Genomic DNA, 10,815 nt, shown 5'->3' with positions numbered 1-10,815 from the left:
GCGCAGGCGGCCGGCCTCCTGGCGCGGCGCGGCGTCGGGCGTATCCTGACCCGGTTGTTCAGTCATCGTGAAAATCCTGTCCTGTCCCTGTCGGTACGCGGCAAGCCACTGACCCTTGTCGCGTGATTATCGCATGTAAGGAAGCGGTGAAAGGGGCCGATGGTGCGGTTCGTCGCCATTCCCGACGATTTTGAGACGGATTCCGGGGCGCGCTTCGCCGAATTGGATGATATGACAGTGAGGTCGGCGAAGGTTCCATGCACCCGGCGCGGGGCAGGTTCCGGTCTCCGATGTCGTTCCTGTGATCCGCGTCACAGACACCCGGGGGGCGCAGGTTGTCCGTTACCGGGGTCAAAAGTTGCAGTCTTCCGGCGAGAATTCATGACGGGTCCCATGCTCAAGATACAGTTCTCGCGACCGACGCCCTGTCCCGGTGTCCGGGTCTGACACCGCGGACGGCCGCAGGATCGTGATGACGCGCAGTTTTGAAGATGTCGCCCGGGCGGCCGGTCTCGACCTGTCGGCGGAACCATTCGCCATGATCGCCGGCAGTTCGGCGCGTTGCGCCGCCGCCTCGATCATCGCCGTCTTCGAGGCGCTGGAGGCGCAGCCGGTGCCCAAGCTGGCGCCGATGACCGACTGGCTGCTGGCGGGGCAGGGCTTCCCGCCGGGCCATCCCTACCGCGTGGCGGCGCGCCCGCTGGCCGAGGCGATCGAGGCGCGGGACCAGCCCGTTCCGGTCAACCCCTATCACAATGCCCATCACACGCTCGAAGTCCTGCTGAACGCGCATTATCTCGCCTGCCGCAATGATGCGGTGGCGACGCGGATCCGCCTGTCCCGGCGCGAATACGGCATCCTCTGCCTTGCCGCGCTGATCCATGATTTCGAGCACGACGGCACGATGAACGGCGCCCAGCGCTTCCGTCTGGAGCGCCATTCGGCCGATCTCGCCGCGCCCTATTTCGTCGCCGCCGGCATCGGCGCCGAAGACCGGGCGGCGATCGACGCCATCGTGCTGGCGACCGATCCGGCCGGCCCCAATCTCTACATGAAGGCGCTGCATGGTCAGGCCTTTTACGACGGACCGCCGCCCGACCCGTCGCTGGCCTTTCCCGAGCTGGCGCCGCTGGCCGGGGATCACCGCCTGCTGCGGATGGCCGCGCTGCTGAACGATGCCGATCTTCTGTCGTCGGCCGGTCTCAGTGTCGATTATGCCGCCAAGCAATCGGCCAAGCTCGGGGCCGAGGGCGGCCGGATTCTCGATTGCGCCGACATGCTGCGGTTCCTCAGCCATATCGTCGGCGGCAGTTTCACGACGAGGGCCGGGCGTTTTTTCAACCTGAACATGTTCCTGATCAAGGCGATGGCGGAATTGGGCCAGGGCCACAGCGATGACGGCATCGACGCGCCGCTGATCAGGCCCTGAGGCGGAACGCCGCTGATCAGGCCCTAAGGCGGAGGCGGGTCACTTCCAGCATTCGACCAGCACGGTGTAGCGCCGCGCCGCTTCGCCGACATCGGCGGCCGACAGGGGGGCCGCGCTGTCGGCCCCGATCGGTATGATCTGCTGGCGGTTCAGGAAGGCGGCGGCGACGCTGCCCTTGATGGCGAAATTCACGTTCTGGGGAATGTCGCCATAGGTATCGGCGATTTCGAGGGCATCGAGCTTCGCCGACACCACGCCGACGACATGGCCGGCCCGGTCGAGCAAGGGGCCGCCCGAATTGCCGGGCTGCACCGGGGCCGAGATCTGGAAATAGTTGGGATCGTCGCGCAGGCCCGCGTTGGCGCTGATGGTGCCGGTCGCCACATTGGCCTCGGACGAGAGCAGGCCCCGCAGGGGATAGCCGACGGCGACCACGTCGTCGCCCGGGCGGACATCCTTGCCCATGCGGAAGATCGCCCGGGACGGCGGCACGGACGATGATTTCAACAGGGCGAGATCATGGGACGGGTCGGCTGCGACAATGGTCGCCGAGCCGATGGCCTCGCTGCCAAGGCGCAGCTTCAGATCGGAACAGGTGGCGACCACATGGTGATTGGTCAGGACGAGGCCGCCCATCGAGATGAAGAAGCCCGACCCGGTCGAATCGAGTTCGGTCCGGCTGCGCTCGGGTGGCGGCGTGCTGGCGGTGCGCGGCGCGGCGCTGCCCGGCCCGCTGTTGCGCAGCCATTCGTCGGCGCGGCGGCGTGCCTCCCTGGTTTCCGAGCGTTCCATGCGCTCGCCCAGGCCGGCGCGGTCTTCGAGGGCCGCCTCGCGTTCGGGGCCGGTGGCCATGGAATCGATGGCGATGCTCAGCCATTTGTAGGCTTCGACCAGATCCTGCGGCACGCCCTGGCCGTCCCGGAACAGGGAGGCGAGGTTGCGCATGGCGCTGGTATTGCCCTGTTCGGCCGCCTGTTCGTACCAGTAGCCGGCTTCGCCGGGCGCGCGCGCCATGCCGTCGCCGGATTCGAGCAGCACGCCGAGATTGTTCTGGGCCGCCGGATTGCCCTGCAGGGCCGCCTTGCGATACCAGGTGGCGGCCTGCTCCTTGTCCACCGGAATGCCTTCGCCGGTGTCGAGCATCAGCGCCAGGTTGAACTGGGCCTCGGCATCGCCCTGTTCGGCGGCCTTGCGATACCAGGTGGCGGCCTTGCCATCGTCCAGCGGCACGCCGGTGCCGAAATCATACATGACGCCGAGGTTGAACTGCGCCCGGGCAAAGCCCTGTTCGGCCGACGCCGCGTACCAGCGGGCGGCTTCGGACTTGTTCTCGGGCACGCCGATGCCCTTGTCGTAAAGCACGCCCAGATTGTTCTGGGCCTTGGCGTGGCCCTGTTCGGCGGCCTTGCGATACCAGAAGGCGGCGGTCGCGGGATCGCGGTCGATGCCGTCGCCGCTCTCATACATCAGGGCAAGGTTGTATTGCGCGCCGACGTGGCCGCTCAGGGCCGATTTCTTGTACCAGAAGGCGGCTTCGGTCTTGTCGATCGCCACGCCCTTGCCCGAGTCGTAAAGCAGGGCGAGGTTGAACTGGGCGTCCGGATTGCCGCGCTCGGCCGCGAGGCGATACCATTTGGCGGCCTCCGCGTCGTTCTCCGGCACGCCCTGGCCATTGTCGAGGATGACGCCGACGCCGAACTGAGCATCGGAATCGCCCTCCTGCGCCAGGGGCAACCAGATCGTGTAGGCCTGACCATAGTCGCCGCGCTCATAGGCGGCGAAACCCTGCTGATAGCTCTCCGCCAGGGCCGGCAGCCCGGTGGCGAGCAGGATCATCGAACCAAGGGCGGCAACAGCACCAGCTGCGACTAGGCGGCCTCGACGGCCACGGGGCTTCATAATGTGAGGCACCAGAATAGGGGTTGGCGCGGAAAGGCACCGCCGACCCTGCAGACTTGTTTGAGCAAGGTAACCTAGACTGCCCGGCTTCGAGTCGCGAACATTTTGCAAGCGCGAAATGCGAATCTTACTGAAGTGTGGCAGTCGTATCGCGCCGCGCCCTAGCCGCCGGCGATCGTGACGCCGCCATCGACCGCCAGGGTCTGGCCGTTGGTATAGCGCCCGGCGTCGGACACCAGGAACAGCGCGGCACCGGCGATATCCTCGGGCTCGCCGATGCGGCCGGCGGGGCAGTTGCGCAGCACCTCGCGCTCGATATCCGGGTTCTCCCACAGGGCGCGGGCGAAATCGGTCCGGATCAGCCCGGGGGCGATGCAATTGGCGCGGATGCCTTCGCTGCCCCATTCGACCGCCAGATTGCGGGCCAGCTGCATGTCCGCCGCCTTGGAAATGCAATAGGCGCCGAGCAGGGCCGAGCCGCGAAGGCCGCCGATCGAGGAAATGATCAGGATGGCGCCGCCCCGGACCGCCAGGGCAGGCCGCGCCATCTGGCACAGCCACAGGTTCGACTTGATGTTGGAGGCCATGATCTTGTCGAAGGCGGCATCCGGCACATCGGCGATCGGGCCGAAATAGGGGTTCACCGCGGCATTGCAGACGAGGGCGTCGATCCGGCCGAATTGCGCCATGGTGCCGCGGATCAGCGCCTCGCAATCCTCGCGCGACGAGATGTTGCAGGGAATGACCGTGGCGGTGCCGCCTTCCGCCGCGATCTCGGCGCGGACCTTGTCGCAGGCTTCGGGTTTGCGGCTGGAGACGACGACGGTCGCCCCGGCGCGGGCGAATTCCAGCGCGATCGCGCGACCGATGCCCCGGCTGGAGCCGGTGACGATCGCGACCTTGCCTGTCATGTCGAACAGTTTCGATGCCATGATGCCGACGTGCCCCCCTGATTCGTTTTCTTTGGACCAGAGTCATGCAGGATTGGGACGATCTCAAGATCGCATTGGCGATCGCCCGTCACGGCACGCTGACGGCGGCCGGGCGCGCCCTCGGGCTCAACCAGTCGACCATGGGGCGGCGCCTCGCGGCGATGGAAGCCGTGATCGGCCAGCCCTTGTTCGAGCGCCAGGGCACCAGCCTGATGGCGACCGAACTGGGTAGCCGGGTCGTCGCCGCCGCCGAACATGTCGCCGGCACCATGGCCGAGCTTCAGGTCGAACTGGCGGGCGGGCCGACCGCGCTCGAGGGCATCCTGCGCCTCTCGGCCCCGGAATTGCTGATCGCGCCCTTTCTCGCCTCGCGCCTCGCGCCGTTCATTGCCAGCCACCCCGGCCTCGCGGTCGAGTTGGTCGCCGACGAGCGGCCGCCGGTGCTGGCGCGGCGCGACAGCGATATCGCCCTGCGGTTTTCACTGCCCGATCAGGCGGAGCTTTTCGTGCGCCGGGTCGCCTTCATCGCCTTCGCCGTCTATGCCTCGCCCCGCTACGTCCTGTCGGCCGGCCTCGATCCCGAGGAGCGGCGATCGCCGGTCGCCGGCACGTTTTCGGGTTGCGACGCGGTCGGGCCGCCGCCCGAGTTGTCGGGCGCGGCCGATGCGCAATGGTTCGCCACGGTCGCGCGCGGGGCGCGGCCGGCGCTGCGGGTCGACGGCATCGCCGCGCAGCTGGCGGCGATCAAGGCCGGGCTCGGGGTCGGGCTGCTGCCCTGTTTCATCGGCGACGACGAGGGCCTGACCCGGCTGACCGCGCCGGGCGCCTGCCCTTTACGCGAAGTCTGGCTGGCGGTGCATCGCGAATTGCGCCACGCGCCACGCCTGCGCGCCATGATCGATCAGCTGAGCGCGGTCATGAAGCGCGAGCGGCCCGCCCTGATGGGCGCGCCGCGCGGCTGATCCCGCCCCCTCAGGCCTGGGCGAAGGCTTCCTTCAGCAGGGCCGCGCCCTCGACGAGGGCGGTGCGGCCGGCCTCGATCACCCCGGCCATCGAGCAGAAGCCGTGAATCTGGCCCTTGAACTCGGAGAGCGTGACCTTGTTGCCCGCCGCCTTCAGGGCCTCGGCATAGGCAATGCCTTCGTCGCGCAGCGGGTCGAAGCCCGCGACGACGACATGGACCGTGCCGAGATTGCCGAGGTTCGGATGGCGCAGGGGCGAGAAGCGCGGATCGGCGAGATCGACGCCGCCGCCGTCCCCCAGATACTGGGTGAAGAACCAGGACATCAGGTCCTTGTCCAGCATGAAGCCCTCGGCATTGGCCGTCCGCGACAGGCCTTCGTGCAGGGCATCGGTCGCCGGATAGATCAGCAGCTGGAACATGATCCTGGGGCCACCCGCGTCGCGCAGCTGCTGGGCGACCACGGCCGAGAGATTGCCGCCCGCGGAATCGCCGCCGACCGCGATCCGGTTCGGGTCGGCGTTGATTTCGGCCGCGTTGCGGGCGACCCAGGTGACCGCGGCCAGGCAATCCTCGACCGCCGCCGGGAAGCGGTGTTCAGGGGCCAGGCGATAGTCTACCGAGACGACGAGACAGCGCGCGTCATTGGCGATCAGCCGGCAGGGCGCGTCGTGGCTGTCGAGGCTGCCGATGACGAAGCCGCCGCCATGGAAGAACACGAGCACGGGCAGCGGCCCGGACGGAGCCGCGACGGGCGTGTAGATGCGGATCGGCAAGGGCGTGTCGTCCGGCCCCGGAATGACGCGGTCCTCGACCCGGCCGATCGGCAGGTCCTTCATGTCGGTCAGCTTGCAGGTGATCTCGAACATCTGGCGGGCGACGCTGGCCGGCACTTGATGCATCTTCGGCATGGGCGAGCGGGCGATCTGGTCGAGAATGGCCTTGGCCTGCGGATCGAGGGTCATGATGCTCTCCCTTCAGTTATGGCCGTCGCGCCCGGCAAGGGCGGTCAGGAATTTTTCGATGGCGTCGACATACCAGATGCCGTCCCGCCCGTGATGGCCGACATGGCCGCCACCCCTGGTGAAGGCCGGAAGGATGGAGGGGGATTTCGACCATTCGACGGCGCGGTAGCTGGAAAAGGGGATGATCGGATCATCCTTGGCCGCGATCACCAGGGCGGGCACCCGGATGCCGGAAACGAAATGACGGGCACTGTTGGCGGCGTGAAAGGCTTCGGGCGTGGGGTAATTGTTGCGGGGCGCCGTCACCGTCCGGTCGAATTCGACGAAACTTCGCGCCGCCTCCACCGCCGTCCGCAGCGGGTCGGACAATAGGGCCCCCGGCGCGACATATTCCGCCTTGAAGGCCTTCAGCAGATAGGACTGGTAGAAGCGGTTACCGCGCCGGTTCATCGTCCTCGTGGTGGCGCCGAGATCGATCGGGGCGCAGATGCTGACAACCGCGATCACCGGTCCCTTCGCGCCCTGTTCCCCGGCCAGTTTCAAAACCGTGTTGGCGCCCAGCGAAAAGCCGATGGCGACGATGCCGAGCGCGGTCAGCTCGGGCGACAGGCCGTCGATGGCATCGCGCAGGTCCTGCGAGCGGCCGGCGTGGTAATGGCGGCCGCAGTCGATCCGGCTGGGGCCGGCGCCGCGCAGGTTCAGGCGCAGCACGCGGTAGCCGAGGCCGAGCAGCCGGGCGGCGGTCGCCCGCATGTAATAACTCTCGGCGCTGCCGGCGATGCCATGGGCCAGCAGGACGAGGGGCAGGCCCTCGCCGGCATCGACCGGCTGGTCGAGCACGGCGTGCAGGATGTCGCCCGTGCCGTCCGAAACCGGCAGGCGCAGCGGCGTTTCGCTGGCTGGCGGACGCTGGACCGCCGGCTTCATCAGGGCGTTGCGCACGGTCTGCAGATGGCCGCCCAGCCAGGGCGGGCGGGGGCGGAAGGGGGGCAGGCCGATGTCGTCGAGGGTCATGTTCAGAAAATGGTATAGCCGCCGTCGATGACAATACAGTCGCCGGTATGGAAACTGCTGGCATCGGAGGCGAGATAGATCGCCATGCCGGCGAAATCCTCGGGCCGGCCCCAGCGTCGCACCGGGACCCGGGGCAGGACCTTGTCCTGGAACCTGGGGTTGGCGAAAATCGCGCCGGTCATGTCGCTTTCGACCCAGCCGGGCAGGATGGCGTTGCAGCGGATGCCGTCGCGCCCCAACTCGGCCGCGATGCCCCGCATCATCGAGACGACGGCGCCCTTGCTGGCGCCGTAATGTTCGTTGCGCGCCGCGCCTTCGAGGCCGGCGACCGAGGCGGTGACCACCAGCGAGCCGCCGCCGCCCCGCAGGGTCATATGGCGGGCCGCCTCGCGCAATGTCAGGAAGGCGCCGTCGAGATTGACCGCCATCACCCGCCGCCATTCGTCGAGGCCAAGCTGCATGAAGGACGGGGCCGCGCCGATCACCCCGGCATTGGCGAAACAGGTATCGACCCTTCCGAGCGTGTCGACGGTACGGGCAAAGCCATCGGCGACCGCGGCTTCGTCATCGACCGAAACCTCGAAACCGGCGATCCTGGTGCCATGGGCCGACAGGCGCTCGACCGCGGCGGCGGTCTTCGCCGCGTTGGTGCCCCAGATCGCGATATCGGCGCCGGCTTTGGCGCAGCCCTCGGCGAAACCAAAGCCGATGCCGCCGTTGCCCCCGGTTACCAGCACCACCTTGCCGGTCAGGTCGAAAGCCGCGAATGCCACGATGAACTCTCCCTCGGTTTGTTTTTTTTGTTTTGGGAGGATCAGGGATCGAGCGGCCTGCCGTCCAGCCATTTCGCCATCATCACCCGCGGCTGCTCGGCATAGCCGATCGATTCGTAAAAGCCGCGAACCTTGCCGTTCTCGGGCCGGATCAGCAGATGCATCTTCTGCATTCCCGTCGCCGCCGCCCAGATCTCCGCCGCCTTGACCAGCCGGCGGCCAAGGCCGATGCCCTGCAGCCCCGGGCTGACCGCGACGTAATACATCCAGGCCCGGTGCCCGTCATGGCCGACCATGACGGTGCCGATCACCGCGTTGTCGCGCTCGGCCACCATGATCACGGCTTCCATCGAACCTCGGGCGCGGGCGATGTCGTCCCTCGGGTCGTTCCACGGCCGGGTCAGCCCGCAGGCTTCCCACAGCGCGACCACGGGTTCGATATCGGCGTCGGTGATGGGGCGGATGGCGATGTCGTCGGTCATCTCGGTCTTTCGATGTACCCTTGCGCGATAAGCCAGTCTGCGCAGTCTGCGACCATGTCGGCCAGTGGAACCGGCCGGTAGTCGAGTTCGCGCTGCGCCTTCAGGCTGGGGCAGGGATTGGATTTGGCGGCCATGGCCGCGGCTTCCGGCGTCAAGGGCGGCTCGCGTCCGGTCAGCATCGCCCTCAGGGCATAGAGCTGGCCCATGACCTTGAGAACGGCGAGCGGCACCACCGGCGGCACCCGGCTCTTGCCGAGGCGGCGGGCGATTTCGGCGACGAATTCGCGCATGGTGGCGTCGGTCCCGCCCAGCACGTAATTGGCCCCGGTCGTGCCTTTCTCGGCGGCGGCGATATGCGCCTTCACCACTTCGCGGACATGGGTGAAGGACACGCCGCCGGGCGGAATACCGGGCAATTCGTCTTCCGCCACCATCAGGAACAGGCGGGCCCAGGTGTGGCTGTCCTGCGCGCCGACGATGGCGCCCGGGTTCAGGATCACGGCGTCGAGGCCGCGCCCGATCGCCTTTTTCACTTCCTGTTCCGCGAGATATTTCGAGCGCTGGTAATTGATCCAGGAGACGCCGCCCTTCTGCGGCGTCTCCTCGGTGATCGGCCCGTCGATCAGGCCCCAGACCGAGATGGTCGAGGTATGGACGAAACGCTTCGCGCCTTTTTCCAGGGCGACGGCGCACATGTTGCGCGTGCCGTCGACATTGTTCGCGGTCTGCCGGGCATTGTTGCGCGACCACAGATTGGTATCACCCGCGACATGGAACACGACATCGACCGCTTCGGGCATGGCGGCCCGCAGGCTGTCGATATCGGTGATGCCGCCGGTCGCCAGACTGACCGGGCGGCGAGCGAGAAGACTTGTGTTCGAGCCCTGACGGACCAGGCAGGTAACCTGCCAGTTCCGCGCGACGAGTTCGTCCACCAGGTTGATGCCGACGAAACCGGTTGCCCCCGTGACGAATGCCTGTGGCATTGCTGCCTCTCCCCTCAAGCGATGATTATGGTTTGACGAGTTTCCCGGGGTTCATCAGGCCCCGGGGGTCCATCGCCGTCTTGATGCGGCGTTTGAGGTCCAGTTCGACCTCGCTGTGATAGCGGGTTATCTCGTCCAGCTTCAAACGGCCAAGACCGTGTTCGGCCGAGATCGAGCCCTGATGGGCATGAACGAGATCGTGGACAATCTCTGCGAATTCCGTCGTTCGCGCAAGGAAGGCGGCGGGATCGGCGCCGATTGGCTGGCTCAGGTTGAAATGCAGGTTGCCGTCGCCGACATGGCCGAAGCAGACGATGCGCACGCCGGGGTCGTGCGCCGAGACGGCGGCGAAGGCCTCGGCGACGAAGCCGGCGATGGCGGGCACCGGGATCGAGACATCATGCTTCAGCGAGGCGCCCTCGGGCTTCTGGGCGTCCGACATGTCTTCCCGCAGGTGCCAGAGCGCGGCCCGCTGCGCTTCCGAGGCGGCAAGGGTGGCGTCGAGGACGAGGCCATCCGCCATCGCGGCTTCCAGCGCCGCCTCCAGCAGGGGTTGGGGATCGTCGCGCTGGGCCGCGATTTCGGTCAGCACATACCAGGGCGAGACGGTCGCCAGCGGCCGCTGGCTGCCGGGCAGATGGCGCAACACGAAGCCGAGGCCGGTCTCCGGCATCAGTTCGAAGGCGGTCAGGGCCTCGCCCGCCACGGTTCGCAGGCGGCCCAGCAGGCTAACGGCGGCCGGAACATCGGGCACGGCGCAGAAGGCGACGGCGCGGGCGCGCGGCCGTGGCCACAGGCGCAGCACGGCGGCGGTGATGATGCCCAGCGTCCCTTCCGCCCCGATGAAGACCTGCTTCAGGTCATAGCCGGTGTTGTCCTTGCGCAGCGCCCGCAACCCGTTCCAGATCCGGCCGTCCGGCAGCACGACCTCGAGCCCCAGCACCTGTTCGCGGGTGTTGCCATAGCGCAGCACCTGCACGCCGCCGGCATTGGTCGCCAGATTGCCGCCGATGGTGCAACTGCCCTGGGAGGCGAGGGAGACCGGATAGAGCCGGTCGATGCTCTCGGCCGCGGCCTGAACCTCGGCCAGGGTGCAGCCGGCCTCGACCGTGATCGTGTCGCCTTCGGGATCGAGGGCGCGGATGGCGCGCATCCGCTCGGTCAGGATCAGCACCTGATCGCCGCTCTCGTCCGGGGTCGCGCCGCCGACAAGGCCGGTGTTGCCGCCCTGGGGCACCATGGCGATGCCTTCGCCATGAAGGAGCGCCATGGCCGCGGCCAGGGCTTCGGTGCTGGCCGGCCGCAGGGCCAGCGGCGTCCGCCCGACATAGCGCCCGCGCTGATCCTTCAGCCTGGGCGCGAGGTCCGAGGCCT

General features: G+C 67.8%; 10 protein-coding genes. 2 read left to right on the top strand and 8 right to left on the bottom strand.

The annotated features are described in order from the left end of the window. Positions 1 to 472 precede the first annotated feature (472 nt). Positions 473 to 1,429 carry a hypothetical protein gene (locus WAZ62_RS14180; RefSeq protein WP_422644188.1) on the top strand — a complete coding sequence of 319 codons (957 nt, stop codon included), beginning with the start codon at positions 473 to 475 and terminating at the stop codon, positions 1,427 to 1,429. Positions 1,430 to 1,468: 39 nt separating this feature from the next. Here WAZ62_RS14180 and WAZ62_RS14175 read toward each other — a convergent pair whose 3' ends face one another. After that, positions 1,469 to 3,265: a trypsin-like peptidase domain-containing protein gene (locus WAZ62_RS14175; protein ID WP_422644187.1), complete on the bottom strand. Its 1,797-nt coding sequence runs from the start codon at positions 3,263 to 3,265 to the stop codon at positions 1,469 to 1,471. Positions 3,266 to 3,489: 224 nt separating this feature from the next. After that, positions 3,490 to 4,260 carry an SDR family NAD(P)-dependent oxidoreductase gene (locus WAZ62_RS14170; protein WP_422644186.1) on the bottom strand — a complete coding sequence of 257 codons (771 nt, stop codon included), beginning with the start codon at positions 4,258 to 4,260 and terminating at the stop codon, positions 3,490 to 3,492. Positions 4,261 to 4,304: 44 nt separating this feature from the next. Between WAZ62_RS14170 and WAZ62_RS14165 the strand changes: the two genes are divergently transcribed. Further along, positions 4,305 to 5,222, top strand: a complete 918-nt coding sequence (locus tag WAZ62_RS14165) for a LysR family transcriptional regulator (protein ID WP_422644185.1) — start codon at positions 4,305 to 4,307, stop codon at positions 5,220 to 5,222. 10 nt (positions 5,223 to 5,232) lie between these two features. On the opposite strand, the gene WAZ62_RS14160 is transcribed toward WAZ62_RS14165, so the two are convergent. The 6 genes from WAZ62_RS14160 to WAZ62_RS14135 all read right to left on the bottom strand — a co-directional run. After that, positions 5,233 to 6,186 carry an alpha/beta hydrolase gene (locus WAZ62_RS14160; protein ID WP_422644184.1) on the bottom strand — a complete coding sequence of 318 codons (954 nt, stop codon included), beginning with the start codon at positions 6,184 to 6,186 and terminating at the stop codon, positions 5,233 to 5,235. Positions 6,187 to 6,198: 12 nt separating this feature from the next. After that, positions 6,199 to 7,200: a YheT family hydrolase gene (locus tag WAZ62_RS14155; protein WP_422644183.1), complete on the bottom strand. Its 1,002-nt coding sequence runs from the start codon at positions 7,198 to 7,200 to the stop codon at positions 6,199 to 6,201. 2 nt (positions 7,201 to 7,202) lie between these two features. Next, a complete protein-coding gene (locus tag WAZ62_RS14150) occupies positions 7,203 to 7,973 on the bottom strand; it encodes an SDR family NAD(P)-dependent oxidoreductase (RefSeq protein WP_422644182.1) in 771 nt (256 codons plus the stop codon). 41 nt (positions 7,974 to 8,014) lie between these two features. Then, complete coding sequence (locus WAZ62_RS14145; protein WP_422644181.1) at positions 8,015 to 8,455, bottom strand: GNAT family acetyltransferase; 441 nt, start codon at positions 8,453 to 8,455, stop codon at positions 8,015 to 8,017. Then, positions 8,452 to 9,441 carry an SDR family oxidoreductase gene (locus WAZ62_RS14140; RefSeq protein ID WP_422644180.1) on the bottom strand — a complete coding sequence of 330 codons (990 nt, stop codon included), beginning with the start codon at positions 9,439 to 9,441 and terminating at the stop codon, positions 8,452 to 8,454. Before WAZ62_RS14140 ends, WAZ62_RS14145 begins: the two co-directional genes overlap by 4 nt. Before the next feature lie 25 nt (positions 9,442 to 9,466). Continuing rightward, positions 9,467 to 10,815 (bottom strand): FAD-binding oxidoreductase (locus tag WAZ62_RS14135; RefSeq protein WP_422644179.1); only part of this gene is annotated, 1,349 nt, incomplete at its 5' end.

Origin of the sequence: Zavarzinia sp. (assembly GCF_049306435.1) — a bacterium.
Taxonomy (GTDB): domain Bacteria; phylum Pseudomonadota; class Alphaproteobacteria; order Zavarziniales; family Zavarziniaceae; genus Zavarzinia.
Note: the sequence above shows the minus strand (reverse complement) of the source record. Positions and strands in the feature narration are given on the sequence as shown.

Excerpts from the sequence above, each read along its gene's own strand:
- WAZ62_RS14170 (WP_422644186.1), bottom strand. The coding sequence starts at position 4,260 with ATGGCATCGAAACTGTTCGACATGACAGGCAAGGTCGCGATCGTCACC.
- WAZ62_RS14145 (WP_422644181.1), bottom strand. The coding sequence starts at position 8,455 with ATGACCGACGACATCGCCATCCGCCCCATCACCGACGCCGATATCGAA.
- WAZ62_RS14140 (WP_422644180.1), bottom strand. The coding sequence starts at position 9,441 with ATGCCACAGGCATTCGTCACGGGGGCAACCGGTTTCGTCGGCATCAAC.
- WAZ62_RS14180 (WP_422644188.1), top strand. The coding sequence starts at position 473 with ATGACGCGCAGTTTTGAAGATGTCGCCCGGGCGGCCGGTCTCGACCTG.
- WAZ62_RS14165 (WP_422644185.1), top strand. The coding sequence starts at position 4,305 with ATGCAGGATTGGGACGATCTCAAGATCGCATTGGCGATCGCCCGTCAC.
- WAZ62_RS14155 (WP_422644183.1), bottom strand. The coding sequence starts at position 7,200 with ATGACCCTCGACGACATCGGCCTGCCCCCCTTCCGCCCCCGCCCGCCC.
- WAZ62_RS14160 (WP_422644184.1), bottom strand. The coding sequence starts at position 6,186 with ATGACCCTCGATCCGCAGGCCAAGGCCATTCTCGACCAGATCGCCCGC.
- WAZ62_RS14175 (WP_422644187.1), bottom strand. The coding sequence starts at position 3,265 with ATGATCCTGCTCGCCACCGGGCTGCCGGCCCTGGCGGAGAGCTATCAG.